The organism is Paenibacillus spongiae (genome assembly GCF_024734895.1).
Taxonomy (GTDB): domain Bacteria; phylum Bacillota; class Bacilli; order Paenibacillales; family Paenibacillaceae; genus Paenibacillus_Z; species Paenibacillus_Z spongiae.
Genome location: NZ_CP091430.1, coordinates 3,650,266 through 3,676,996 on the forward strand (window position 1 = coordinate 3,650,266; position 26,731 = coordinate 3,676,996).

The 26,731-nt window shown below is 52.4% G+C and carries 16 protein-coding genes; 15 read left to right on the forward strand and 1 reads right to left on the reverse strand.

From position 1 onward, the window contains the following. Positions 1-230: 230 nt before the first annotated feature. The 13 genes from L1F29_RS16760 (at position 231) to L1F29_RS16825 (ending at position 21,823) form a co-directional block, all read left to right on the forward strand. Positions 231-2,258 carry a hypothetical protein gene (locus tag L1F29_RS16760; RefSeq protein ID WP_258389429.1) on the forward strand — a complete coding sequence of 676 codons (2,028 nt, stop codon included), beginning with the start codon at positions 231-233 and terminating at the stop codon, positions 2,256-2,258. Positions 2,259-2,330: 72 nt separating this feature from the next. After that, positions 2,331-3,740 (forward strand): arylsulfatase, encoded by a 1,410-nt coding sequence (locus L1F29_RS16765; RefSeq protein WP_258389430.1) that lies wholly within the window; start codon positions 2,331-2,333, stop codon positions 3,738-3,740. Between the two features lie 692 nt (positions 3,741-4,432). Further along, positions 4,433-5,845, forward strand: coding sequence for a sulfatase family protein (locus L1F29_RS16770; protein WP_258389431.1), 1,413 nt, complete (start codon positions 4,433-4,435; stop codon positions 5,843-5,845). Positions 5,846-5,895: 50 nt separating this feature from the next. Beyond that, a complete protein-coding gene (locus L1F29_RS16775; protein ID WP_258389432.1) occupies positions 5,896-7,929 on the forward strand; it encodes a hypothetical protein in 2,034 nt (677 codons plus the stop codon). After that, entirely contained in the window at positions 7,926-9,047 is a 1,122-nt protein-coding gene (locus tag L1F29_RS16780) for a glycoside hydrolase family 172 protein (protein WP_258389433.1), read from the forward strand. Before L1F29_RS16775 ends, L1F29_RS16780 begins: the two co-directional genes overlap by 4 nt. Positions 9,048-9,156: 109 nt before the next feature. Then, positions 9,157-10,116 (forward strand): ABC transporter permease, encoded by a 960-nt coding sequence (locus L1F29_RS16785; protein WP_258389434.1) that lies wholly within the window; start codon positions 9,157-9,159, stop codon positions 10,114-10,116. A 10-nt stretch (positions 10,117-10,126) separates the two neighbouring features. Next, positions 10,127-11,017, forward strand: a complete 891-nt coding sequence (locus L1F29_RS16790; RefSeq protein WP_258389435.1) for a carbohydrate ABC transporter permease — start codon at positions 10,127-10,129, stop codon at positions 11,015-11,017. A gap of 70 nt (positions 11,018-11,087) precedes the next feature. After that, complete coding sequence (locus L1F29_RS16795; RefSeq protein WP_258389436.1) at positions 11,088-12,770, forward strand: extracellular solute-binding protein; 1,683 nt, start codon at positions 11,088-11,090, stop codon at positions 12,768-12,770. A gap of 693 nt (positions 12,771-13,463) precedes the next feature. Then, positions 13,464-16,220 carry a glycoside hydrolase family 38 N-terminal domain-containing protein gene (locus tag L1F29_RS16800; RefSeq protein WP_258389437.1) on the forward strand — a complete coding sequence of 919 codons (2,757 nt, stop codon included), beginning with the start codon at positions 13,464-13,466 and terminating at the stop codon, positions 16,218-16,220. Then, positions 16,217-17,383 (forward strand): cellulase-like family protein, encoded by a 1,167-nt coding sequence (locus L1F29_RS16805; protein WP_258389438.1) that lies wholly within the window; start codon positions 16,217-16,219, stop codon positions 17,381-17,383. Before L1F29_RS16800 ends, L1F29_RS16805 begins: the two co-directional genes overlap by 4 nt. Positions 17,384-17,450: 67 nt before the next feature. Beyond that, positions 17,451-19,235 (forward strand): sensor histidine kinase, encoded by a 1,785-nt coding sequence (locus L1F29_RS16810; protein WP_258389439.1) that lies wholly within the window; start codon positions 17,451-17,453, stop codon positions 19,233-19,235. Then, complete coding sequence (locus L1F29_RS16815) at positions 19,213-20,826, forward strand: response regulator (protein ID WP_258389440.1); 1,614 nt, start codon at positions 19,213-19,215, stop codon at positions 20,824-20,826. The genes L1F29_RS16810 and L1F29_RS16815 overlap by 23 nt, the downstream gene beginning before the upstream one ends. A 631-nt stretch (positions 20,827-21,457) precedes the next feature. Beyond that, positions 21,458-21,823 carry a VOC family protein gene (locus tag L1F29_RS16825; protein ID WP_258389441.1) on the forward strand — a complete coding sequence of 122 codons (366 nt, stop codon included), beginning with the start codon at positions 21,458-21,460 and terminating at the stop codon, positions 21,821-21,823. A gap of 319 nt (positions 21,824-22,142) precedes the next feature. On the opposite strand, the gene L1F29_RS16830 is transcribed toward L1F29_RS16825, so the two are convergent. Beyond that, positions 22,143-23,033, reverse strand: a complete 891-nt coding sequence (locus L1F29_RS16830) for a LysR family transcriptional regulator (RefSeq protein WP_258389442.1) — start codon at positions 23,031-23,033, stop codon at positions 22,143-22,145. A 123-nt stretch (positions 23,034-23,156) separates the two neighbouring features. Between L1F29_RS16830 and zwf the strand changes: the two genes are divergently transcribed. Together zwf and tkt are read left to right on the forward strand one after the other, a co-directional pair. Beyond that, complete coding sequence (gene zwf, locus L1F29_RS16835; RefSeq protein WP_258389443.1) at positions 23,157-24,680, forward strand: glucose-6-phosphate dehydrogenase; 1,524 nt, start codon at positions 23,157-23,159, stop codon at positions 24,678-24,680. Beyond that, positions 24,664-26,649 (forward strand): transketolase, encoded by a 1,986-nt coding sequence (gene tkt / locus L1F29_RS16840; RefSeq protein WP_258389712.1) that lies wholly within the window; start codon positions 24,664-24,666, stop codon positions 26,647-26,649. Before zwf ends, tkt begins: the two co-directional genes overlap by 17 nt. The last annotated feature ends 82 nt before the right edge of the window (positions 26,650-26,731 follow it).

A 26,731-nucleotide genomic window follows, 5' to 3' on the forward strand; every position in this document is an offset into this window, starting at 1 on the left:
CCCCGAAGCTCTTTCTCCCCACATATCAATCAACACTCTGCGATTCATTTCGTGAAAAAGCTTTAGTGGAAAGCCATCCGGCAAGAACTGTGATCTGAGAGAAATCGATCCATTGGGAGGAAGATGAAAGTGAAGTCCAAGACATGGAAAAGCTTGCATGGCGGAGTTCAATTGATCCGGCAGGCGGAAGAGATGAAAAGTCACGGTATGGGTGGCTTAGGAGAATGAGCATGAATGGAAGGAAAGGGCATCCGGATGAGCTTGTACAGTATATTTTTCGTCCTGGATGGTCTTTGCTCGAAGACGAGAAGTTATGGCGAGAAGCACTCGACTTTGCTGAAATGACAGGCGCTGATGCTATTATGGCTTTCAACGCACATGGCGAAATGCCGCCGCACCCGCCGCTTGATGAACTGCCGCCACGGATCGCCCTGCTTGCGGATCGTCTCGCAGAAGTGCGTCGGCGCGGCATGATACCCATGCTAAACTACTTTGTAACACTCGGACACGGTGAAGCAAAACCAGCTTCCGGCATGGCGTATTTTCAGCCGGTTGTAGATGGGTTCGGCAACGCTGTGCAAGGTTGTGCTTGTCCGCTTGATCCCGCTTTTCAACAATATATGGTTGATGCATTTAGTCTTCACGCCACAGGATTAGACGTAGAGTCGATATGGATTGATGATGACTTCCGGCTTTACGGTCGAGAGGGAGCGGTAACGCTGCAGTGCTTCTGTCCGCTTCATCTCGAACAATTTGCGCAGAAGGCTGGACGCAGCTATAAACGCGAAGAGTTGATCGAGCTTTTGCTAGATTATCGTGATCCTAAGCGGGACATCCGCCGTCTATGGTTTGAAATACAAGGCGAGTCCCTTGTTAGAATGGCGAAGCTTCTGCGCGATGCCGTGGCTGCCGCTGATCCGGATATTGCGCTTGGGATCATGGTTCCACCGGTTGATTATAACTACTTCAGCGGACGCGATCTGAACAAGGAACTTTATGCTCTGAAAGGAGCAGGGCGTGATCCTTGGCTGCGTTCAGGCGGAGGATTCTACCGCGACGAACGTCCGCTTGACTTATTGGATAAGCTGATTCAAGTTGCCGATCCATTACCCGCTATGTTGACAGCTCCTGTACGGCTATGCAGCGAAATCGAAAACTATCCATTTGTGCCGGGATTGAAGTCAGCGCAAGTGTTAGTGTTGGAAATGTATTTGAACACGATTTCTACAAATGGATTGCTCACGCTGAGTGTGCATGACAGCTTTCTGGGCTTGCATGATAAATTCGGTCATGTTGCCGCAACGGTTCCTGCGGTCAAGCCTTACTTACGTCAAGTGGCTCAAACCGCACTCGGTAAAAAGCGACGTGGTGCCTCGCTGCCTTTTCCGAAGAATCTCGCAGAGGTCGGTTGCCTTGGAGCTGCATCGTTTATCCCGCAGTGGAACCACAATCTTGCGAGGCTCGGCATTTCACAAGCTCCTACAGATGCCTCACCTGTTATTATGACAGGCAGTGTTCCAGAGCTATACAGCGAGACGGAACTGCGGGCAATGCTGGAATGCGGAGCCATTCTTGACCCGGAAGCGTATCTTCGGCTGCAGGAGCGGGGATTGCTTGACGACTGTCCGATACGTGTCTCATTTGAACCGTTCCAGGCTAAGGTGCAATGTGAACGGATATTGACTGAACAAGCTCCTGACTGGATACGGGAAAAAAATCTGGTTGTCCGCTGGCATGTCACATACAATACCGCCCATACTGTCCAAGCATCGGATGGGTCGGACGTGTGGTCTTGTCTGTATGATACGGAGGGCGTGGTTCTATCATGCGGCGTAGTAGTTGCGGAATTCCCGTATCGTGTAGCAGTAATGACCCACACTGGGCAGCCAATGAAAGAGATTGGAAGGCAGTGGCTCATGCAGCAGGTAATCTCATACCTCACACAGGGGGACTGTCCGGCAATGGTTGAGGGCGTGCTCGAAATGTATCCGATTTGGTGGGAAGGAGGCGACGAATCAGGGCATGAGGCAATGATGGGTCTATGTCATTTTTCTCTGGAGCGGTACCCTGCAGTTGATTTGTGGCTGCCAGGCGAGCGGAACATTCAATCCATCGAGAGGTTGGAGCGGAACGGGGAATGGACTACTGCATTGTATACGATGTCTGCACACTCAAGTGGCGGAAGCCGCATAACATTGACCGGTTCGAGCGTTCCTGAGCCGCTATCGTACGAAACATTCCGGATTCGCTGGTCGTAATCATTTTTTTTAAAATAGGCAAGAGATGACTTATACGATGACAAACCGCCAATGGGAAGGGGAGAGCGGGCAATGGTGAACAGAACTAATATTTTGCTCATTATGACAGATCAGCAGCGGGGCGATTGCTTGGGCATAGAAGGCCATCCTGTGCTGTTGACGCCCAATATGGACAGTATCGCCGGACGTGGAGTGCGTTTTGACAAATGTTATTCGACATGTCCTGTTTGCATCCCTGCCAGGCGGTCATTATTGTCAGGACAGTACCCTGATACGCATGGTATCGTCGGTTATTATCAGCAAGCGGAGTGGGAGACGTCACTTTCATTGCCGAATGCATTAAAGGAGGTGGGCTACCATACCTATCTGGTCGGCAGAGATATGCATCAATACCCGCAGAATAAAAGGTATGGTTACGATCATATTGTCGGCTACTCGGCATACAATGAATGGCTGAACAGCCAGCTTTCATATAACACCTATGAGCCTTTCGGTTCTTACTATGCAAGCGGTGTTATGCACAATGACCGATCAGCCCGGCCGTGGCCGTATGAAGAATCATTGCATTATACCAACTGGACAGTAAATGAGGCACATCGGTTTTTGCAGAATCGGGATCCCGCTTGTCCTTATTTTTTGACCGTTTCCTTTCTTGCACCGCATCCACCGTTAGTTCCACCTGCATTTTACATGGAAAGATATATAAGAACAGGCGTACCTGATCCGGTGATTGGCCAGTGGGCCAAGTCTCCATTGACTAATGGAAAGGGCAGCCCGATCGATGCAGCCAACGTATGTTTATCCGGTGAAGAGTTGCTGTCGTGTAGAGCTGCGTATTACGGCCTAATCAATCATATCGATGACCAATTGTCTCGGCTTCTTAGAATCGTTGAAGCAATGGACATGGACAATACCGTTATTCTTTTCACAAGCGATCATGGAGAAATGCTTGGAGATCACTACCTCTATCGCAAAAGCGTCCCTTATGAGCCGTCGGTTCGAGTTCCTTTACTGATATCAGCTCCTCAACGATATGGTATTAAGTCGGGGCTGGTGATCAGTAAGCCGGTTTCATTAGAGGACATCATGCCTACAATATTGGACATTGTGGGCGTAGAGATTCCGGATACGGTAGAAGGATCAAGTTTGCTTCCATTAATGCGGGAAGAGGAGATATCGTGGCGCTCTTTTATACACATCGAGCACGGGGAGGGTACCGTAGACTTTCAACCTCACCACACGCTGACAGATGGAACGGAGAAGTATATTTGGTTTGTTCAGAACGGGGAAGAGCAGTTTTTCGATCTTCGGACAGATCCGCAAGAATGTCAAAATTTAATTGACTCGAAAAACCATGAGGATACGATCGCTCGTTGGAGGAAGAAATTAATAACGAAGCTAGAGGACCGCCCTGAACATTTCTCGGACGGCACAAAACTTATATGTAATCGCCCATACCCTACATATATTAAGCGAACATAGTCGTATGGGGCAAACGAAGAAACGAAAATACAAGCCGCTCGAAAGTAGAGGTTGCCTAATTCCGGCTCGACCGCCAAGATCAAAACCTGCATATCAGCAAACAGTTGATTTCTATGAAACGAATGACAAGAACATGCGTTTCCTTAGCCGACTCGTAATAAGAGCGTACATCCTTATCAGCGATATCTTTCCCAACTATTGGAATGGGTCAACGGTAGCAAAAAATTCATCCTACTCATTCAATATTCTAAGGAAAGCTCTTCACAACAAGCATAAGTCAATTGTTACGTACGATTATGCCTTTCGGACATTTATCGGGAATCACTGCGCCCGATGAGCTGCAACATAAAGGATGTTCTCCATGATCTCCTATATAGACCGGTCTTGTCGCGAGCCCTAGGGCTCGCTTTTTTTTACAATAGCGCTATTATACCGTTGATACTAAGCAAGCCTCAATTGAAAAAAATTGATACGGAATCGAAAAATCCTTGGACTGTTGCGATTGACGCCGCGCACTTATAGTAAGGGGGACTGGATGAATTCCTTGGTCGATCGCACGCAGGTCAGCATGTCGGCCGAAAGGGATTCGACTATTCTTCATGATCGGACATGTCGATTACGAATCATAAACGAAGCCCTTCGGCAGGAAGATTTCTTAGCAACCTTTTAGATAGGTAAAGGAGGGAATGGCCATGAACCAGAACAACAGGCCGAATATATTATTCATTACGACCGATCAGATGAGGTATGATGCTGTCGGCTATGACGCCAGGACTGAAGTCCGGACGCCATGTCTGGACCGGATCGCCAGGAACGGCGTTACATTTCAATCAGCTTATACGACGTTTCCGGTATGCGGTCCGGCCCGCTCCAGTATTCTGTCAGGCGTCTACGGAAAGACGCATAAGGTCAATTTCTCGGTGAGGGGCCGACACGGCCTGGACGAGGGAGAGTGGACGTTCGCCAGAGCTCTGCGTGATGTCGGCTACCGAACGGCGGCGATCGGAAAGATGCACTTCTTCCCGATGTACGCCGATCACGGCTTCGAGGTGATGCGCCTCGCCGAGCATGATCCGAATGTTCCGGGATGCTTCACGGAGGATGATTACCACCGGGAGCTGGCCGAGAAGGGATTGCAGGATGTGCAGGAGGAATGGCAGTTTCCGACCTGCTTTCCGCACGCTTCGGAAGAATACAGACAAAATCTGCAGGCGGTGCCGTTTCAGCTGCCGGAGCCGTATCATAGCACGTCTTGGATTCGTGACGAGGCGATCCGCTTCCTGGAAGAGCATAACCGAGAAGGCACAAACCAGCCCTATTTCATGTGGGTGTCCTTCCTCCGACCGCATCATCCGTTCAATCCGCCGGCGCCTTACGATACGATGTATCCGTCCGAAGACTTGAACGTGCCGGACCCTTCGACGGGCTGGGAGTCGCTCCCGGAGCATGCCCATTCGCTGTTCAGCCAGCGCATGTCGAACGGGGTGTACGATCTGAGTGGGCTGGACGATAGCCTGATCCGCCGAATCACCTCGTATTACTACGGTTCGATCACCCATATCGACGATTGCATGGAAGCGCTGCTGCAGCACATTGATCTGGACAACACGCTGATCGTCTTCACTTCCGATCACGGTGAATATTTGGGTCACCGCGGACGTCTGCTGAAGGATCCGCCGTTGCCGCTCGATGACTTGGCGCGGGTTCCGATGGCGGTGATGTGGAAGGGGCGGATCGCGGCGAACCGCACGTTCGACGCGCCCGTCAGTCTGGCCGATCTTGCGCCAACATTTCTGGATGCAGCCAACATTAAAGTGCCCCCTGCCGTAGAGGGGCATTCGATTCTCCAACTGCTCGAACAGCCCGAAACGGCGGATGAGCGCCCCGTTTATTGCGAGACGCACGGCGCGCTGCCGACCGTCATGGTCCGGTACAAGCGCTGGAAGTACATCTGGCATTTGAAGGTACAGAGCGCTCAGCTCCATGATATAGTGCAGGATCCTGAGGAACTCCGCAACCTGTCCGGCGATCCCGGGCTGGTGGAGGTGGAAGGGTATCTTCATCGGCTTGCGATACGATTTTTGAATGGGGGGACGACCCAATAGAAAACAAGATACATGCTACGCAGATACCTTCGTGGATCGGCGGACAACTTATGATTAACGCTCATGTGGGCGGGCATTGGCAGCGAATCCGGATGACTCCTAAGCTCGAACCAAGTGTTGGCGATTATGAGGCCCGCACCGCAGACGGAACAGCATACCGCATCCGGTTTAATAGCATTCAAGACAGCGGCAAGCTGAAACTGCCGGGCTTGGCACAGATGTGGAAGGTAGAGATAGAGATCCGGCCGGGCTCATCCAATGTTGTTGCCGGTGTTCAAGCTGAATTTCCGGCGGACCGAGGGATGAACTGCATCTGGAAGCCCCACCTGTCTCCGTCCGAAGGAATGACCATCGGGGACAAAGTGTTCCGATCACCGGCCATCGTGCTCGAGGATGCGGCGAGGCTTGCCGCACTCATCCCGGATCTGGACCATATGGAAAAGAACCGGATTATCCCGCACGTGATGGACTATGTGCAGGATCGGCACGCGCTCCTGTACGGCTGCTCGGATTACACGGAGAAAGGTCATGTCTACTATGAGCTGACGCCTGTTCCACGAAGTCTACCTGATAACGCCGATCAACTAGTTATGAAGTTCTATTTCATGGAATGGAAAAAGTGCCCAAGCGTCACAAGAGATCTAAGACCGGTCGAACAAGCGTTATGGGCGCTTTACGGCGGCCCTCGCATGGAAGTCGTTGGCTTGCCCGAGCTTCGTGAGCTGGAGACTTACGCCTCGCATACATACGCATGGGCGTTCGATCGCTGGAAGGATGTAACCTGGCAGCAGTTCGAGCTGAATGGAACGCAGGTCGGAGGCGTCGTCTTCATCGTCAAGGCGACGCAGAAGCCCGGACTCGGCCAGGAGAACGTCTGGCGCGAGCCGAAGAGCTTATGGAACCAAGCCTGGTTCTGCAGCCTGCGAAGCGCGTACGGGTACTACCTGTGGGGTCGGAACCGGGGCCGCCCGGACTGGATGGACAAAGCCCTGCTCGCGCTGGAATTCGCCCTTCAGGCGCCGCAGACCGACGGGCTGTTTCCAGGCTATTACGAAGCGGGTGAAGACCAGAGCTGGGATAGAGGACAATGGATCATGTCGCCGCCGAGGAGGCCGCCAGGGCATGCGGACTTCGTCCACTTGCCGGATTCCTCGTGGACATGCTGCTGGCTGTTGAAATGGTACCGCGACTTGAAGCGGGACCGGCGCATTCTCGACTATGTCGAAGCGTATGTGAACCGGCTGCTGACGCTCCAGAGCGAAAACGGCAGTTTCCCCTCTTGGGTCCGTCCGGTATCAGGCGAAGTGTCCCCCTATTTGCAGGAAAGTCCGGAGTGCTCGCTCCATCTGATGCTTCTGTGCTTATGGAACGAGATCCGGCCGAATCGGACGGTCCTGCAGGCGGCGGAGCGTACCGCTTCGTTCATCTCCGAGCGTATTCTGCTGACGGGACGATGGGAGGACTTCGAGACGTATTGGTCGTGCGCAAGCCAATGGGAGGGCAAGCAGCACGGGGAGCTTGACCGCCGCAGCGGTCTCTACAATCAATGCACGTTCGGCATGTATTGGACGGCGGAGGGCTTCAAGGAGCTGTACCGCGCCACCAGCAATCCCGTTTACTTGAACGAGGGGGAACGAGTGCTGGCGGAGCTGTCTCTATACCAGCAGCTATGGGAGCCTCCGTATTTTCCCGTGCCAACGTTGGGCGGCTTCGGCGTCATGAACAGTGACGACGAGTGGAACGACGCGCGCCAAAGTTTGTTCGCGCTTACATACTTCGATTATTATGCCTTGACCGGGAACTGGTCTTACCGGGCCAGAGGAGCATGGGCGATGAAGGCATCGTTCTATATGATGTACTGCCCGGAGAATCCGGTTGTGAAGCGGATGTTCGAGAAGGTGCATCCCCATTTCGATGAGGCTGATTACGGGTTCCATATGGAAAATTACAATCATCACGATGGCACGGCCGTTGACGGCATTGGCGAGTTTACGATATTCGACTGGGGGAACGGTGCCGCAGCCGCGTCGCTCGCGGAGCTCCTGTTCCGCCCGGATAACGACAAGGAGGACTCATTCGAATGAGAGGACTATTAAGCGGCATAAGCAAGCAGGGGAGCGGTATCCGCACCCGAAGGATATCCAGCTACGACCGGACGGGAGGCAACCGCGATTGCATCCGGATAGAGCCGGGCGAAACGGCAGTCATCGCCGACATGAAGGGGAGCGGGATCGTCAGACATATCTGGATCACGTTCCGCAGCGAAGACCCGTTCATGCGGCGCAACAGCATCATCCGCATGTATTGGGACGGGGAGCGGCATCCGAGCGTAGAGGCGCCGCTTGGCGACTTTTTCGGGCAAGGTTGGGGAGAGGAATATTCCTTCCTGTCCTTGCCGATCGCAGCCGCGCCGAAGCAAGGACGGGCGCTAAACTGCTATTTCCCGATGCCCTTTCAGGAAGGGGCGAGGATCACGATCGAGAACGAATCGGAGGCCGCCTTCAGCAGCTTCTATTATTACATTGACTATGAGGAGCATGATTCCATTCCTGACGATGAAGCCCGCTTCCATGCCTGGTGGAACCGGGAGCAAACGGAGGCGCATCCGGCCGAAGGGGAGACGGAATGGGGCGTCGTCGCTCCGCAGGGAAACAATCTATCGGTACTTAATAACTATCTTTTCGCGGATATCGCGGGAAAGGGTCATTTTGTCGGCTTGCAATACTTCGTGGACAATCCCGGACCGATGTGGTACGGGGAAGGCGACGATATGTGGCTGATCGACGGCGAGAGCTGGCCGGGCTCCTTGCACGGCACCGGAACGGAGGACTTCTTCAACAGCTCCTGGTGCCCGAACGAGCTGTACCAGCATCCTTACTTCGGCTATGCCCGCATTCCCGACAAGCTCGGCTGGATGGGACGCACGCACTGCTACCGTTTCTTCCTTGAAGACCCGGTTTACTTCGAGAAATCCCTTCACGCGAGCATCGAGCATGGACACGATAATAATTTGGCGCTTGATCTATGTACAGTCGCTTACTGGTACCAGACTGAGCCTCACCGCATTTTTCCTCCGTTCCCAAGCAAGTTCCTGAGAGAGAATCGGCCGGAGATTACCGTACGCGACGTTCACCGCTGGAGACATGAATGGCGACGGTCGATGGGAGGAAGCCCCCTGCTCTGGGGCAACGAGATCAAATGAGAAGAAAATGGTACGTAATCCATAAAAAATGGAACTATTGGCGGACAATCACTCCCCTTACAATAGAAGAAGAAAGCGTTTTCCATACTAACCGGACGGGAGAGATAGCATGCAGCAGCAGATAAGACCGCCCGTACAACAAGCTAGCGGGTTTGCCCCTCGCAAGGGGAGATTGTGGAAGGAGATTTGGAAGCACAAAGCCTTTTATTTGTTCATGCTGCCTGGCGTCGTCTGGTTTATCATTTTCGCCTATATACCGCTGTATGGACTGACGCTCGCTTTCAAGGATTACCGGTTCGATCTGGGCATGTTCGGGAGCCCCTGGGCCGGATTCAAATACTTTCATGAGTTTTTCGTGTACTACCAGTTCAAGGAAATTATCCGCAACACGATCGTCATCAGCGTCCTGAAGCTGCTGATCGGCTTCCCTGCCCCGATCTTGCTCGCGATTCTGCTGAACGAAGTGCGTCACGCCTTGTTCAAGCGGAGCGTGCAAACAATCTCGTATTTGCCGCATTTCATCTCTTGGGTGGTTGTGGCGACCTTGATGATCCGGATCTTCACGCCGGACGGCGGACCAGTGAACGAACTGATGGCTTCCTTCGGGATGGAACGCGTATTCTTCATGGGGGAGAAGGCGTACTTCTACCCGATGATCGTGCTCTCGGCGGTCTGGAAAGGCATCGGCTTCGGCTCTATTATTTACCTGGCCGCCATCGCCGGAATCGATCCGCAATTGTATGAAGCCGCACGAATCGATGGAGCGGGACGCTTCCGGCAAATTCTTCATATTACGCTTCCGGGACTCAAGACGGTCGCCGTGACGCTCTTCATTCTGGATGTAGGCGGACTCATGTATGCCGGCTTCGAACAGCTGTATCTGCTTAGCAATCCGGCCGTCGCTTCCATAGGCACGATTCTGGATACCCACGTCATCCAATCCGGCCTGAAGCAAGGCAGATTCGGCTACGCGACAGCGGCAGGACTGTTCCAGAGCGTTATCGGTTTGATCCTAGTCCTGATCGTGAACCGCGTCAGCAAGCGGGTCAATGGCGTATCGATATGGTAAGGAGGACAACATGAGAAACAGGTGGACTTTTTTCGACGGATTCATCTATGCCGCATTGCTCATTCTATCGCTGACCACACTTTATCCCTTCATCTATGTCATCGCCTATTCATTAAACGACGGCATGGACTCCATGCGTGGAGGCATATACATGTGGCCGCGGAAATTTACATTGGAGAACTATATCACCGTTCTGCAGGACGTAAAGATCTTGCGGGCTTATTGGATCACGATATCCCGAACGGTAGTCGGTACGGTGCTGCATGTCTTCCTGAACGCCTTGTTTGCATACGCGCTTACGAAGCATTCGGTACCCGGGCGGAAATTTTTCATCCTGCTCATCTTCCTGCCGGTGCTGTTCAATGCCGGGTTCATTCCGAATTTCATTCTGTACCGTGAGCTCGGTCTGATCAATACGTTCTGGGTCTACATCATCCCGTCGCTGTACAGCTTCTTCCACATCCTCATTCTGAGGACCTTCTTCGACCAGCTCCCCGAAGGGCTGATCGAGTCGGCACGGATCGACGGCTGCAATGAATTCGGCATCTATTTTCGCATCATCCTGCCGCTATCGGGGCCGGTCATGGCGACCATCTCGCTGTTCGTCGGCGTCGGTCACTGGAACGACTGGTTTACCGGCACGTTCTATGTCAATGACGAGAACCTGATCCCGGTACAGACGCTGCTCCAGCAGCTGCTCACGCAATCCCAAGCGCTGGCGGAAGCGGCAAGCGGCTCGAATAGCTCGGCATCCGCCCAGTTTGCCGATACGCTGACAACGACGCCGGAGTCGCTGCGCATGTCGACGCTTGTCATCGCCGTCCTGCCGATTATGTGCGTGTACCCGTTTCTTCAGCGCTATTTCGTCAAGGGCGCCATGCTCGGTTCGATCAAAGGATAATCATTTCATCTGCTTGTTAGCGGGGAAATATTATCATACAATCAGAAGGTTTACAGAGGAGGAATAGAAGTTGTCCAGAGGGGTATGGAAAGGGACGAAAAGTATTCTGGCGCTCATCTTGACGATGAGCGTCGTGCTTGCCGGCTGCGGCGGTGCGGATACGGGCTCGGAGAGCCCGGCTAATTCGAAGGGCAATGACACAAGCTCAACCGACAAGCCTAAGGACGTTACGTTGACTGTTATGGCCAACTGGCCGGGCGCGGATGCGTTCATTTCGAAGGATCAAGAGAACAATCCGATTGCAAAGGCGATCAAGGAGAAGACGGGCGTCACGCTGAAGATTGAAGTGACCAAAGTATCGACCGTTGAGAAATTGAACACGATGTTCGCCACCGGAGATTTGCCCGACATCTATGTGGGACCCGCGTGGGGCGAAGAGCTGAACATTATGAAGAAGGCCGCCGAACAGGGTCAAATTCTCGACATCACGACCCAGTTGAGCAAGTACCCGACGCTAACGATGAACGTCAGTCAAGAGTTTATGCCCAAAGATATTTACGACGCCTATCACAGCTTCGGAGACAAACAGTACTTCATGTATAATCGCTACCCGGCCAAGCCGGAGGATATCAAGGACTGGCTCCATGGCTTGTTCGTGCGTAAGGACATCGCGGACAAGGTCGTGGTCGATCCGAAAAGCGTGCATACGCCGGAGCAGCTGTACGATTTTCTAAAGAAGATCAAGGACGCGAATATTCAAGAGAAGGGCAAGACGATCATTCCGCTCGGGTCTAACGCCAACGGATGGGCCCTTTATCTGACGAACAAGATGTTCTACAATTTCACCACCTTCAAGATTGAGAACGGGATCGCGCAGCACAGCTTTATGACACCGGAAGTCGAGAAGCAAATTCTGTATCAGCGCAAATTGATTGCCGAGGGGTTAATCGATCCGGAGGCGTATACGCAAACGACAGCCATCGCCGACGAGAAAGCGCTGCAAGGCCGCTACGCCGTAATAGCCGCGCACTTGTACAATCTGATCAACCGCAAGGTCATCTCGACGGTGGAGAAGGACAATCCCAATGCCGTCTACGTGCCGCTAGGACCGCTCAACAATGCAGACGGCGATCCGTACCGCCATACGGTCAAGGCCGAGGGAGACAATCTGGTCGCGCTGATGAAGGGAAACAAAGATCCGGAAGCTTCCATGCGCGTGCTGAATTTCCTCGCTTCGGACGAAGGCTGGATGCTGGCCAACTACGGTGTCGAAGGCGTGCATTACGAAATGGCCGATGGCAAGCCGGTGGCTAAGAAGGAATGGATCGACAAGGAAAAAGACGCTTCTGGCACGCTGCTCCAAGAAGGCTTCGGAAACCAGAGCATCTATACGTTCATGGCGGGCCAGAACCGTACATTCTCGCTGGCCGGCGGCCCTTATGGCCATCAGTTCGACGAGACGTATAAGCGCATCACCGAAGCGCAGAAGATTATGCGCAAGAACGGCGTCGAGCTGCTTCAGGGGCGCAATCCGGTGCTGACAGAATTCACAGGTTTCGACAAGCTGAAGCCGCTGCTCGAGCAGGTTGACGCGGTCACTAAGCAGGCGTATTACGCCAAGACGGAAGACGAGGCTATGGGGCTCATCAACAACCTAAGAGGCGAACTGGAGAAAGCGGGCATTCACGAGTTGGAGAAGTGGGCCGCCGAGGAAGACAAGAAAAGTCCGTTTACGAAGTATAAAACCGAGTAAAGAGGAAATAGCGGAACGTCATGTTCCGCTATTTGCTTAATGTTCGAATTCTCACGAAATTCAAGCGTGTTGATTAACCATAAAATTGAAAAAACGCCTATTTGGGTAGTGATTTGTACCCCTATAACAACCGACGAATGATGAAGTGAGCGGATCTGATTTCCGGATGGTTCGTCCCTATAAGGTGATTGTCACAGATAACGGATTCCATGTCCGTGTACCATGTAATGTAGGTGGGCTGGACTTGTAACGGACACCAGAGATGTTATTGTTGAATACCGAGCCGAATTGGAGAGGTGGCGGACACCAGAGACGTTATTCATGCGATTATCGGAGGGAGTGCGGTCATTTGGTGCGAATAGCGGATCTGATGTCCGGATGGTTCGTCCCTAAAAGGTGTTTGTCACAAATAGCGGATTCCATGTCCGTAGCCCGTGTAATGTAGGTGGGCTGGACTTGTAACGGACATCGGATGCACTACTGTTGAATACCGATCCGAAATGGAGAGGTGGCGGAGACCAGAGACGTTATTAATCGGAGGAAATGATAACAAATACAGGCCTATTGATTAGGCACAAAATGGTAGAAGACGATTTAGCGAACAACCTAGTCTTCCGAAAAACCATTATCCGGTTAATCAACAGGTCTGCACGAAATAAAACGTTTAGTATGCGACGGAAAGAAGGGGATCCAATGTACAAGAATGCGGCTGCAAACGACAAATTAACCATATATCTTTACTCCGGGAGTCACTGGGACCGGGAATGGTATGAGACGTTTCAGGGATTCCGCTCGAGACTGGTGGACGTCATGAACGGGCTGATCGATACATTGGAGGCGGACCCGTCGTTTCAGGTATTCCATCTCGACGGACAGACGATCGTACTGGAGGATTTCCTAGAGATCGAACCGGCGAAGCGCGACCGGCTTGCCGCGCTCATCCGTGATGGCCGGCTCCTCATTGGCCCGTGGTATGTAATGCCGGATGAGCTGCTTCTTACCGGGGAGAGTCTGATCCGAAATCTGGCGACAGGCTTCCTGATCAGCAGCGAGTGGGGGGTTACGCCTTGGAAATATGGCTACGTCTGCGATATTTTCGGCCATATCGCTCAGCTGCCGCAGATCTTCAACGGCTTCGGCATCCGTCTCGCGCTTATGGGACGGGGGACGAACGAGGATACGACGCCGGCCCACTTCCGCTGGCAGAGTCCTGACGGCAGCGAGTGCCTGACGTTCAAGCTGCCGGATTACCACGGATACGGCGCATTCTTTAGTGAAGTCATGCGGCCGGCGATCCGTCAAGGTCTATCGGACGAGGAGTTGGTTCCGCTGCTCGACAAGCATATCCAAGGGGAGCTGCAGCGAAGCAGCGTTCCTGTGCTGATTCTGATGGACGGACTCGATCATGAGCCGGTTCATCCGGAGACGCCGCGCTTCCTTGAGGCCATCCGGCGCCAATATCCGGATGCGGAAGTCCGTCATACGGACTTGAGCGAGATGAACAGTCTCTTGGAAACTTATCGAGACCGGATGCCGATTCGGACAGGAGAGCTGTACGAACCAGCCAAGATGAAAGCGCCCTACCTGCATTTGATCACGCATACCTTATCCAGCCGCTATCCCTTGAAGGAGGCGAACGACCGCTGTCAGTCGCTGCTGGAAAAATGGATGATGCCGCTCGTCGCGGCGGCGGAGCTGGAAGGACTCCGTATTCAGCAAACCTATGTGGAGATGGCTTACCGCCATCTGATGCAGAATCATCCGCATGACTCCATCTGCGGCTGTTCCATCGATCAGGTACACAAGGATATGGAATACAGGTTCGACCAGACGAAGGCCATCGGAGAGCTCGTCGTGAACAAAGTGTTGGAGCATTGGCTGCACATGACGATTCCGGCCGCCACGGCCGCACAAACGACCCTCCAAGCGGATCGTCCTGGCGACCGACACGCGATTCTGCTTATGAACCCGCTTCCATTCGCAAGGAAGGAAGTCGTTACGGTCGAGTTCGACTTTCCGATGGACTATTCAGCTACCTATCAGGAGCCGTTCGGCTACGAGATGAAGAACAGCTTCAAGATTTACGACCATGAAGGGCGCGAATGTCCATACGGGCTTGTTAACATACAGCGCAATTGGAAAGTACGCAGGTACAACCAGCATGTGGTAACGGTCAACCGTCACACGGTTACATTCGAGGCGGAGCTGCCGGCGATGGGGACGGTAGCTTATGAGGTGGTGCCATTCCAGGAGGCCTCGCGCTACTTGCAAACGATGTCCGCCAATGAGAGAGAAGCTGAGAATGAGTACCTGATTCTGACGATCAAGGACAACGGGACGTTATGCATGCAGGACAAAGCGACCGGCCGAATCTACGACCGCTTGCTGCAGTACGCCGACGACGGCGAAATCGGCGACGGCTGGTACCATGCGGCGCCGGTCAACGACCGCACCATCACCGACACCGGCTGCGAGTGCGCGGTGGAGCGGGTCGAGAACGGACCGGTGCGTACGGTATTCCGCATCGTGAAACGGATGCGGGTTCCTCGTGAGATGGTATCCGACCGCAGCGGTATCCGACGTTCGGACGAATCCGTCCCATTGACAATCGAGACAAGGGTGGGCTTGTCCCGAGGAGCCAGGCATGTCGACGTGGAGACGATCATACGGAATGAAGCGAAGGATCATCGGTTGAAGCTGATTGTGCCCACCGGAATTGAAGTGCCGTCTTATACGGTGAACCAGCCGTTCGCATTCATCGAGAGGCAGGCGGGCATCCGCCTGGAGACGGCAGAATGGCGGGAGTGCGACGTCCCCGAGAAGCAGATGGGCGGCATCGTCTACAAGCGCGACCCGATCGGGAATGGACTCGCGTTCGTCTCCCCATTCGGTCTCCACGAGTGCGCCGCTGCGGTCGACGCCGAAGGTACGCTGCGTATCACGCTATTTCGCTCATTCCGGCAGACGGTTATGACGAATGGGGAGGAAGGCGGGCAGCTGTTGGGGCCGTTAACCTTCCGATATGCGCTGCGTCTGCTGGGGCCGGACTCGCAGCCCGCGGAATTAATCCGGCTCCAGGACGAGCTGAAGACGGGTGTCCGGCACTTCTTCACACCGCTCCCTACGCAGACCAAACTTCCCGACCCGCGCAGCTGGTTCAGTCTCGATGCGGAGCGGATTTGCGTCAGCGTCATCAAGCGTCCCGATCGTGATGAGGATGGGATCATCGTTCGCTTCATCAATTATTCGGACGCCGAGGCCGAAGGCATCTTTACTTGCCTATACCGTATCGAGCAGGCGGAGTCGGTCGACCTGAATGAAGAACGCCTCACGGAAGCGCCCCTACCGGAAACGGACGGCTGCACATTGCGCTTGCGAATGCCGGCGTGGTCAATCGCCACTTATCGGCTCACGCTCGGTCATTCCGGGAAGGCGGCTGCCAACCCATGATCAAGTGCTCCAACCAAACCGAAACGTATGCGATCGCCATGTGGGATTTTTCATGGCTGACCTGCCGTTACCGCGGGGGCGGCTTCGAGCATTGGGAGCGGGCGCTGGACGAACTGGCCGCGCGAGGCTATAACGCCGTGCGCATCGATGCCTTCCCGCATCTTATTGCGAGCGATCATGACGGGAACCGCTGCGACACGTTCCGAATGTACCCTAGAAATTTCGGCTTCTCGTTCTGGGGCAACGCCTTCACCGTGGACATTCGTCCTGGTGAAGCGCTCGTGCGGTTTCTAAAGGCTTGCGAGTCGAGGAACATAAGCGTCGGACTCTCGACCTGGCTCGTGGAGTCCGATCCGGTCCGGAGCGGGAAGCTGGGGGGCATCGACGATTTCATCCGCATCTGGGACGAAACGATGCTCTATCTGGAGGAGCACGATGCGCTCGGACCGGTCATGTACGTGGATGTCCTGAACGAGTATCCATATTTCCATGGTTTTCATTGGCTGAAGCTCAAGATGGAAGAGCTGAAGGAGCCGAAGACAGCAGGCCGTACTGCAAACGGGGCTCAGCAATCGTTCTACCGGGAGGCGATCGGGGAAGCCTTAATGAGCTTGCGCACGCGATGGCAGGATACCGATTGGTTCGCGAGCCAGACGCAGAACGTCTGGACCGAGGATATCGACATGGATTATAGCACGTTCGATTTGCTCGACATCCATCTCTGGTTTGTGCACAACCGGGAGCTGGCGAAGGGCGATCCGTTCCTGGCCGCCCAGTACGAAGACCGGGAATGGGGACCGATCTACAGCCGGACGATGGAACTATGGCGGGAAGGCAAAGACAAGTACGTCTCGTGGCTGGAAGGAAAAGTGGCGGAGATGTGCGGGGTCGCCGACAGGTGGTCGCTGCCGATCGGGAATACGGAAGGCTGGGGCGCGATTTTCTGGGACGAGCATCCTTCGCTCGATTGGAATTGGATCCGGGAAACCGCCGAGATCGGTGCCCGCACCGGCCGGCGTTTCGGCTATTCGTTCAATTGCACCTCAAACTTCTGCCATCCCTATTTTACCGGCTATTGGGAGGATGCGGACTGGCACAGGGAGATGACCGGGATCATACGGAGCGGTTCCAGACGAGGAAGCGGATTGTCGACGGGAAACTAAATCTGGTAATCTGAAACTAGCAACCGAGCTTGCACCGACTGGCATGATAACAGGAGACTTCGACCTCATGAGAATTCACCGCAAACTAATGATCGTCTATTTCTTGATGAATTTGCTGTTAACGGCGATTTTATCGACACTGTTTTTGAAAGAAAACGAGAGCATATCGGCGAAGAGCCTGAGTCAATTTTACGATGGCGTGCTCTCCCAGCAAATTAATAATATCCGGTACAAACAACAAATTTATGAGAATTTGGCTGTGCAATTCGTCTTGTCGCCGGCGATCGAGGAGCTGTTGGAAAGCGATCCGGACGTGCTGCAGAAGAAAAATTTCATCACCCTTCATAACGAAATCGACCGTCTGGTCGGATACCTGTACTCGTTTCACGACACGGGTATCCGCAGTATCCAGCTGTTCCACCGGTCGGAGCGGGTACCGTCGGACGGGAAGTTTCTGTTCCCGCTGAGCCGTTTGCAAGCTGTCTATACCGATGAGGAGTTAAAGTCGGCTTCCTCGCGCTGGAAGCTGATGGCGGATCCGGTATCCGACAAGTATTATTGGTCGTTCGTACAGCCCATCAACAGCATGAAGATGTTCAACAATATCGGGTATGTGCAGATTGTTGCGGAGATATCCTCGTTCATAAATACGGAAAGCTCGCCTGCTTCGCTTAAGTTCTCGGAGGAATCGACAGAGTCGTTCATTATGGATAGCAGCGGTACGGTGGTGCTTCATCCGGAGGAAGAGCGGATAGGACGTCCGGTTGATGCGACGCTGACCACGCTTCTGCGTGAGAAACCGGCGATGGAGGCGTTGGAGGATACGGTGTATACGATCGACGAAGAGGAATATGTAGTACTGTGGAAGCCTATTTCTTCTTTGAACTGGACCAGCATCGCGCTGGTGCCGAAGCGGGCTACCGTCGAGGCATTCCATCATTTTCGCAACGTTCTGATCCTTACGCTGTTTCTCTCGACGGCCGTCTTCTTCCTCGTCTCCTATTTAATCACGAAACGGATGATGAACGGATTGAAAACGCTTCACAAGAAGGTGCTGGCACTCGGCCGCAGCAAGGAGATGTATGCGATCGATGTCACAGCGAACAAGGGCCGGGATGAAATCAGCTTGTTAGAACGCAGCTTTGATTCGATGACGCATAATTTGAGGCAGCTCATTCACGAGAATTACATTGTAAAGCTGAACAAGCGCGAGATGGAGCTTAAGTTTCTGCAAACCCAGATCAACTCGCACTTTTTGTACAATACGCTGGATTCGATCAAGAATGAAATCGACTTGGACGAACGGGAAACCGCCGTGAAAATGATTACTGCCCTAGCCGATCTATTCCGGGTCTCGGTATCGCACGGAAAAGAGATGATCCGCTTCGAGGAGGAGATTTATCACGCGCGTTGTTATTTGGAAATCATCGAACACCGCTTCGGCTATTCCTATGAATTCGACTGGCGGATTGACCCGGACATTCTTCCTTTGTACACATTGAAAGTCGTTCTGCAGCCTATTCTGGAGAATGCGATCTTCCACGGGCTCGTACCGAAGAAGACTCGAGGCGTCATTACCATAGAAGGTCAGCTGATGGACGATGCGGTCGAAATCCGCATCAGCGATAATGGGATCGGCATGCCGCCCGAGGTCAGCCGCCGCTTGGAGGAGGGGACGTTGGAAGGTCAAGGCGTCGGATTGTCCAATGTGTTAAACCGTATTCGCGTCTATTTCGGTGATACGTACGGATTGCATATCGAATCGGTTCAGAAAGTCGGTACGAAAGTGACGCTAAGGCTGCCGATTCGGCACAGGGAGGAGGATGCGCATGTACCGCTTGCTCGTAGCTGAAGACGAATTTTCCACCCGAAAATGGCTTTCCCGCAAAATTCCTTGGGAAGAGCTCGGCTTCGAATTGGTCGCCGTCGTCGAGAACGGGGAAGAGGCGTGGAAGAGACTGGTCGAAGATCGGTCGATTCACGTCATCATGACCGATATCCGCATGCCTTTCTTGGACGGGCTGGAGCTGCTGCATCGAATTCGGGACAATGGACTTCGAGCGGAAGTCATCATTCTTAGCGGCTTCGGAGAGTTCGAGTACGCTCAGCGGGCGGTTCAGCACGGAGCCAGAGACTACCTGCTGAAGCCGATCACCCAAGAGCAGATCTGCGATGTATTCCGGAGACTGGTATCCCGATTGGACGAGAAGCAGCTCAGCACCAATCAGTCGCTGCTCGTCAACCAGTTGAAGAAGGAGCAGCTGCGCCGGGCGAAGACAGAGCTGCTTCAAGGATGGCTCGTAAAACGAAATAAATACGCGTCGATTGAGCGTCATCTGGGCATGCTCGGCATCGTTCCGCATCAGGCGCCTTATGTAGCGGTTGTTGCGGAGATGGACGATTATTTACTGTTCAACGAGGCGTACTCGGAAGAGGACAAGAAGCTGTGCCTGAACATGGCTCTGAACATAATGGAAGAGATTGCGCGTGAGCATGGCTGTATGGAGTCTTTCTTCCTGGAGCCTAAGCGTTTCGTGTTCTGGATGAAGTATGATCCGGCCGCCGGAGACGTGCAAGCGTTCGTCAATCGGCTCGGAGCGGAGTTCCAGGAGATGATTCGCAAGTATATCCGAGTCTTCAGCATTCGCATTACCGTCGGCGCTGGGAGCGTCGCGGAACGGCTCGAGCAGCTGCCCGTTTCGTTTAACCATGCGGTGAAGGCGGTGGAATCCAAATTCTACTTCGGCAAGGGCGGCCTGTATGCGTATCAAGAGTCGCAGCCGGCCGACCGGGATGTTACATTCCCCGCGGAATGGGAGAAGCATCTGATTGCCAGCCTGAAAAAGAACGACATGGAAGCAGCGTTGAATGGATTAGAAGGCTGGTTCAATCATTTGGCGAATCATATCGAGAAGGAATCGATTCTTCTGTTGGTTAGCGAACTGCTATTCCAGTTGCTCAAGCAGCTCGGAGAGCTGCGCTGCCTTCCCGTCCCGAGCGACAGGATGAGCTGTTATGCCAACCTGCTGGCGCCAACCGAAACGTTGGAAGAGATGAAGAATATGGTCAAGGAGCTCATCGGCGATGTTGCGAAGACGATGCGGGAAGAGACATCCGTCCGCAATCCGGTTGCGCAAGCCATCATATATTTGAAGCTCAACTTGAACCGGGATGTTTCTTTGCAAAGCGTGGCCGGGCATGTGGGAATGTCGCCTTCCTATTTCAGCACCATCTTCAAGCAGACGCAAGGGGAGGGCTTCCTCGACTATTCGGTCCGGCTGCGCCTGGAGAAATCGCTGGGGCTGCTCGAAAAAACACGCATGTCCGTCGCCCAGATTGGGGAGGAAATCGGATATCAAAGCTATCGGTACTTCATAAAAGTGTTTAAGGACGAGTATGGCATCACCCCAACCCAGTACAGGGAGCGGCTGAAATTGAAATAACGTTATACGGGGTTTGATGTGGTAGAGCATTCCTGCTTCAACAAGCAGATACACAGTTCGAAGAAGTCCGCGGGAGCACCTGCGGGATTATCGTTTATATGCTTAGAGCAATCCGCCCGAGTGGTGGATTGCGGTGACGGTCCTTTGTTTAAAATCAAAAAGTCTTTCCCCAGCGGCTTTACAACGGATCGGCATTTCTCTTGATAGAAACGATGACGACGCAGGAGATTCACAAGCACTAGTTGTTTTTGTACGGGGAGCATTTTGACATCCCTGCGCCGGATTCACGAAACATACCCTACGTACTATAACGAAGAAGTGCTGAAAGTAATCACCAACGCGGTGAATTGGGCAGCACAGCCTCGCGGTGCGAGCCCGGCATATGGCCATGCGAAGCCGCTTGAAGAAATCAAGGCGAAATCATGATGAATAACAACTGATTCCTAACGAGAGTTTTCGTTAAGCGATTCCCTTGAAGCTAAATTGAAATAACCAAAGGCAGAAGAGAATGTCCGTTAATCCGGCCATTTTCTTATTTGCCTTCGATTTTCAACGTTCAACGACAGGTTTGTTGAGGAGCGGGTTACTATAAGGTACAGTAATAGGATGAACACACGAAGGAGGATTACATATGGGAAGATTATTGCGATTTGAACTGCAAGTTCCGGATCCGGAACAAGCGATCCGGTTTTATTCGACATGCTTTAATTGGAAATTCGATCAGATACCGGGACATGATTATTGGTTGATTACAACCGGTGAGAGCGATCGACCAGGGATAGACGGCGGATTAATAAAGTCTCCTGATGGAGCTGTACGAACCATCAATTCCATTGAGGTCGATTCCGTCGATGACTATCTTGTTAAAATCGAGAAGAACGGCGGGAAAGTAGTGGTACCTAAGACCTCTGTTCCCGGAATGGGATATTTCGCGTATTGCATCGATTCCCAAGGGCTGTTATTTGGAGTGTCCGAGGTAGATCCTGGAGTAAGATAATTTTCAGCATATGACCGAAATGACGAGGCTGCCGTGAACGGCAGCCTTTCTTACCCAATGGGAAGACTTAGTGATGCGGTACGCATGACAAGTATTGCAGTTCGTCACTTTATTAAACGAACGAGGATGATGATTATTGATTCGCTTCAATGCAATCGAATTCACAGAAATTCCGATGTACTACCCTGTACCGATTAAATTCATCAATCCACCGTTAACCCCGTAACAAGTGCCTACCATAAGCCAAGAACAAGGATGTCCGCCGTCACGTTCGCATGAAAAGCAACGACTGCAGAATATCTCGAAAGAGAGCTTGCGGTTATATCTCGTCGGTGAATTTCACGAACTCAATAAATTTGCTTGCCGCATTGGACAGCGGCATGTTGCGCATAATCATGAATCCCACTTGGGAAGGGGGCATCTGGATGTCTAACTTAACTTCGAAGAGGGAGCCTTCCTCCAGTTCTTTGGCGATGAATTCTTTCGTTATATAAGAAATTCCGAGGCCTTTCCGTGCAAACTCGATAAGAAGATCGACGCTTCCGACTTCGATTTCAGGCTTGATCTGATGACCGTAGCTTTGAAATAGTTCCGTGATGGCCATCCGTACCCGGCTATTACGCGAGAATAGGATGATGGGGTACTGAAGCAGCATCTCCAGGGAGAGCACCTTGTCTTTTAGTTCGGCAAATTGAGCTCCCGCTACAAAGCAATCTTGAAGCTCAATACCCTTCATCACTTCCAGCTGGGAATCGACGATTGGCATACGTACGACGCCCAGATCGATCTTGCCTTCTTTCAAGAATGCGATGGTTTCGGGCGTCGTCCCATGATTCAAGTGCAATTTGATGCCGGGATGCTTCTGACGATAGCTCTCCAGGTAAGGAAGCAGATAGTGCTTGAATAACGAATCGCTGCCGCCGATCCGCAGCTCGCCGCTGTCCAAATTTTTAAGCGACGCCATCTTTTCTTCCGCCAACGTGATTAGGATCTGAGACTTCTCGATATAGGAATAAAGGGTGGCGCCTTCCTGCGTTAAGGCAACGCCTTTGGAATTCCGGTAGAACAAGGTGATGCCGAAGCTTTCTTCCAGCTGCTTGATGGCATGGCTGACGCTTGGCTGGGTGATGTATAACGATTGTGCGGCCTTAGACAAGCTTCCCGTCTTCGCGGCCCAGTAGAAAACCTTGTATAGTTCGTAATTGATCATAGACGTGGTCTATAGCTCCTGTTAAATATACTAATTACTTGTATAGGTGATATTCGTATTATAGTGGATATAAGAAATAGAAACCAGAGCTAACAAAGAAACCCTGCTGGAAGGTGAAAAATAATGGAGGCAACCACGTTTGTCTTGTTTGGAGCGACAGGGGATTTAGCCAAAAGAAAAATTTACCCTGCCCTATACAATTTGTTCGTCGATCAGAAGATGCCTCAATCCTTCTCCGTGATCGGCCTTGGAAGAAGAGAACTATCCGATGAAGCCTTTCGTGCAAACGTCGAGCGTTCTCTCCGTGAGTTTTCCAGGCGCGAAGCGCATGATCCCGTTGTAATGAAAAATTTCTTGAGCGCATTCCGCTACAATGTGCTCGATGTAAGCCGTAAAGAGGATTACCGGAAGCTGCGCCAGCTTATTGAACAGCAGGAAGAAAAGCTTCGCATGGTGCCAAATCGCCTGTTTTATTTGTCCGTGGGACCTGAATTTTTTGAAACAATCGCAGCCAACATCCACGAAAGCGGACTTGGTTCCGCGAATGGCTGGAAGCGTCTGGTGATCGAGAAGCCTTTCGGACATGATTTGCAATCTGCCCGGGATTTGAATGCAAATCTGAGCAAAGCTTTTACGGAAGATGAAATTTTTCGAATCGACCATTATCTCGGCAAGCCGATGGTACAGAAGCTCGAGGTTCTGCAGCAGAGCAATCCGGTCCTTCAGGCTTTATGGGATAACCGTCATATTGCTAACGTCCAAATAACGGCGAACGAAATCGTCGGTGTTGAAGAACGAGCCGGCTATTACGATCATGTTGGTGCAGTAAGAGACATGTTCCAAAACCATATGCTGCAATTGCTCATGATGCTGACGATCCAGCTCCCGAACAACAGTACTTCAGAGGATGTCCGTTTCAAAAAGAAACTGGTGATGGATTCCCTGGAGCCGCTGCAAAAAGAAGATGTCAGATCCCATGTTGTGCGCGGGCAGTATGAAGCAGGCATGATCCAAGGGAAACCGGTGGCCGGTTATACATCAGAGCCAAACATTCCCGCAGCTTCGCAAAACGACACGTTTATCGCAGCTAAGCTGCAAATCGACGATTATTTTTGGCGGGGCGTTCCTTTCTACATCCGTACAGGCAAAAGAATGAAGGACAAATCGACGCGAATCGTAATCGAGTTCAAAGAACCGATTATGCAGTCGAAGGGAACCGATGATAATAAAACGCCTAATCTTCTCGTATTTGAAATTAGCCCCAACGAAGGCATTTCGCTGCAATTAAACACAAGAGATCCTCTGCACAAAGGGGAGTTCAAGCCCATGCATATCGACTTTCATGAGAGGGAAGACAATGTGCCCGAGGCTTACGAGAATTTGATCTTCGATGCTTTGCACGGTGATTCTACCTTCTTCGCGCACTGGGATGAAGTCGAATTGTCATGGCAGTGGGTGCAGCCGATCTTGGATGCATACGAAGAGAACCTTGTGCCGCTTCATCTCTACGAAGCTGGAACCTACGGACCTGCCGAGTCCGATGCGCTGCTGGCACAGGACGGCTATCATTGGTGGTTCGATGATAAGCCGGTACAAAACAACGAAGCCATAAAAGGAGAACAATATGCCTATCACACAAACAATTGATCAACTGTCTGTCGATACGATCCGTACATTGTCGATCGATGCCATCAACGCCGCCAATTCCGGACATCCGGGGCTGCCAATGGGAGCTGCGCCTATGGCGTATGCCCTGTGGGGCAAACAGCTCAATCATAATCCGGCTCATTCAAAATGGTTTAACCGCGATCGCTTCGTCCTGTCCGCAGGCCACGGCTCGGCATTGCTTTACAGTCTTCTGCATTTGTCCGGCTATGACGTCTCCATAGAAGATGTGAAGCAGTTCCGCAAGCTGAACAGCAGAACGCCGGGGCATCCTGAATTTGGCCATACCGATGGGGTAGATGCTACAACCGGGCCATTAGGACAAGGAATTGCGATGGCAGTAGGCATGGCGATGGCTGAAGCGCATCTGGCTTCGAAATTCAACCAAAGCGGGTACGCGGTCGTCGATCATTACACGTATGCGCTTGTCGGAGATGGCTGCTTGATGGAAGGAATCTCTTACGAGGCCATGTCGATGGCAGGACATATGAAGCTGGGCAAATTAGTTGTCTTGTATGATTCCAACGACATCTCCTTGGATGGGGAACTTAATCTCTCCTTCGGAGAGAACATGCAGAAGCGAGCGGAATCCGCAAACTGGCACTATCTACGTGTTGAAGATGGCAACGATATCGAGCAAATTGCTAAGGCAATTGAAGCTGGCAAGCAAAATGATTCCCAGCCGACGCTTATCGAAGTGCGGACGATAATCGGTTACGGAAGCAAAGTAGCGGGTACGAATAAAGCGCATGGCGTTCCGCTTGGCAAAGAAGAAGCAAAAGCAACCAAGGAAGCTTACGGATGGACGCATGAGGAAGAATTCACGGTTCCAGCAGAAGTCCGAGCTCATTTTTCTCAGCTTAAACAACAAGGCGAGGCGAAAGAAGCGGCGTGGAATCAATTGATCGCCTCTTATAAAGCCCAGCATCCAGCACTTGGCTTGGAGCTTGCGCAAGTCATCGAAGGTACCGTCGTGATCGATGCCGCGGACATCCTTACCTTCGATACGTCCAAGTCGCTTTCGACTCGCGTAGCAAGCGGTCAGGCGATCAATCATTTCGTACAATCGGTTCCTTCGATCTTCGGCGGCAGCGCGGACTTGTCCCACTCGACGATGACCGATATTAGCGGCGAGCAAGTATTTGCCATTGAATCCTACGCGGGCCGCAATATCTACTTCGGCGTCCGCGAGCATGCAATGGGCGCAGCCGGTAACGGGATGGCTCTGCACGGCGGTGTGAAACCATTCGTAAGCACGTTTTTCGTGTTCAGCGATTATCTGCGTCCGTCGATTCGACTGGCAGCCCTGCAGAAACTGCCTGTCACTTACGTGTTTACCCATGATTCCGTAGCCGTGGGCGAAGATGGACCTACGCATGAGCCAGTCGAACATCTGGCTGCGCTGCGAACCATCCCGGGACTTACGGTCATTCGTCCTACCGATGCCAATGAAACGGCTAATGCATGGGCCTATGCCTTGCAGCAAAATGAAGGTCCGGTAGCCCTCGTGCTGAGCAGACAGAACCTGCCGATCTATGAAGCAACAAAAGGCAATGTGGAGGCGGTAGCCAAAGGAGGCTATATCCTTACGGAAACCAACAGCCAACCGGATGTCATCCTGATCGGAACCGGCTCTGAAGTTTCCCTGGCCGTGAGCGCCAAGTCTGAGCTCGAGAAGGATAATATCTCGGTACGCGTCGTTGCCATGCCGAGCCGAGAGCTCTTCGACCGTCAATCCGAAGCTTATAAGCAGTCGGTACTGCCCGCTTCCGTCACGAAGCGTTTAGCGATTGAAGCCGGCATTTCGCTTGGTTGGGAGCGTTACACGGGACCTGGCGGCAGCGTATTGTCCATCGATACGTTCGGAGCTTCTGGACCAGGCACGGAGGTCATGGAATACTTTGGCTTCTCCGTGGATAATGTCGTTCGTTTAACGAAACAATTACGATAGCCAAACGCGTGAAATAAGAATAAGAGCCCCTGTGTGAGCCCCTGTGTAATTGGAATGTTGTTAAATTAATAACCTAACCAAA